This is a genomic window from Synechococcus sp. H55.2, assembly GCF_047462495.1.
GTDB lineage: Bacteria > Cyanobacteriota > Cyanobacteriia > Thermostichales > Thermostichaceae > Thermostichus.
In genome coordinates this window covers 1-1,870 of sequence record NZ_JANSJH010000131.1, presented here as the reverse complement: position 1 = coordinate 1,870, position 1,870 = coordinate 1, and the positions used below count along the sequence as shown (strand labels likewise).

The window sequence follows — 1,870 nt, the reverse complement described above, 5'->3', positions numbered from 1 at the left end:
GAGTTGGAGTAGGCGTTGCCACCGGAGTGGGAGTGGGTGTTGGTGCCGGAGTTGGAGTAAGTGTCGCCACCGGAGTGGGGGCGGGCTCGAGGGTAGGTGTTGGGGTGACTGCGGCGGTAGGGATCGGCTCCGGCTCTTCCTGGGTATCGCGGGTTGCTGGGCGCGGCCAGAGCCAAAAGGCGGCCAACAAAGCCACAGCGCCTCCCCCAGCCAAGACCCACTTCAGGCTGCTGCCAGAAGGCTGGAGAACCGTTGGGGGGGCAGCTTGCGGCAGAGGGCGGGTGCGGGGAGTATCCGTTCGTGGTGGGACGGGGAGATCCTGAGGGGGAGTAGCCGGGCGGGTGTTGCTGGCTGGGATGACTGTAGAGGGGGTTTTGGGAGTTTCGCCTGCAGCTTGAGAGGAGGGATCCGGTGCAGCTTCTGCCGAGGTATCTGAGGGGAGAGGTTCCTGCCCGGCGACGTAGTAGGGGATCCCTGCACCTGGGGGAGAGACCGGCTCATCTTCAATGAGATCCAGATCCTCATCGCGGATATCTTCAAAGGCTCCAGCAGTCGATCCTGTATTGCCGGTGGTTGCGAGCGGCAGCCTGGGATCGGAAGAGGATGGAGCCTCGTTTTGAGCCTTGGCACCGCCGGTGGGAAGAATCACGGTACTGGCCTGGCTGCTGGAGAGTTGAGTGGCTACCGTCAGCTCATAGGCTTGCAGCAGCCGCTCCCCTAGCTCCTGCATCGTCTGCGGCCGCTCGTCGGGGTTTTTCTTGAGGCAATCCATCACCACTGCTGCCAAGGCGGGCGGGATCGGCTGCGGGGTTGTCTCCGGGTTGATCTCAAGGGGGCTTTCGTAGCAATGGGCGTGGATCCAACTGTGCAGAGAGTCGGTTTCCAATTGAAAGGGCATGGATCCCGTCAGCATCTCGTAGAGCACCACCCCCAGGGAGTAAATGTCTGAGCGGGCATCCAGAGACTTGCCCCGTATCTGTTCGGGAGAGGCGTAACGAGCGGTGCCGATAAATCCACCCCCTTTTTGGGTGCCCAGGCTAAGGGTGTGATCAGCCAAGGTTTTGGCTACGCCGAAGTCGAGGATTTTCAGTTGCGACGTGAGCTGGCCATCTCGAAAAACCCGCTCAACAAACAGGTTGCTGGGCTTGATGTCGCGGTGAATGACGCCCCGAATCTCACGGCCCTCGACCTTGGCTTGAAATGTATGAGCAAAGTGCAGCCCCTCACAGGCCTGCAGGGCCAGCCGAAGGGCTTGCCGGAGCGGCAGAGCCCCTTTTTCTCGAATCAGCTTGCCCAGATCCTGCCCCTTGAGGTACTCCATCACCAAGTAGGCCTGCTCCCCCTCTTGGCCGTGATCCAAGACTTTGACGATGCGGGGATGCTGGCCCAGAAGGGTGCTGACGCGGATCTCTTCGGCAAAGCGGCGACGCAGATCGGTCTGGGCGTCACCCCGGCTCAGCAGCATAGGGGCATGCAGGATCTTAACAGCCACCTCTTGGCGGTTGTTGTGCAAGTCCAAAGCGCGGAAGACGGATCCCATGCCGCCGCCACCGATTTCTTGAATCAGTTGGTAGCGGCCACCCAAAATGCGATTGGTGAGATCGGGGGCCATAGGTTTGCAGGTGCAGCGAAGAAGCAGCTTGGGCAGGGATGTCCATACGATAAACCAATTGCTGGAGTTTATACCCGCTCATTTCCCCGTCCAACTCAAGGATCCCAATCTTTGACGCTCTGGGAACTCTGCGCCGCTCAAGCCCTCACCCCCGGCCCCTCTCCCTGAGGTGCCCAAGCGCTCCGCGCCGCGCACGCGACCGCCCCCACCCCCCCACACACCCCACCCCGGCCCACACGCCCGCGCCCCCACGCCGCC

The 1,870-nt window shown here is 61.9% G+C and carries 1 protein-coding gene and 1 pseudogene; both read right to left on the bottom strand.

Annotated features, from left to right (window positions below; translation table 11 throughout):
• Positions 1-1,612, bottom strand: a 1,612-nt coding sequence (locus NW844_RS11925; RefSeq protein WP_414335920.1) for a serine/threonine protein kinase, incomplete at its 3' end; no start/stop codon positions are given.
• Positions 1,613-1,690: 78 nt separating this feature from the next.
• Positions 1,691-1,870, bottom strand: a pseudogene (locus NW844_RS11920) (hypothetical protein); the annotation flags it as partial.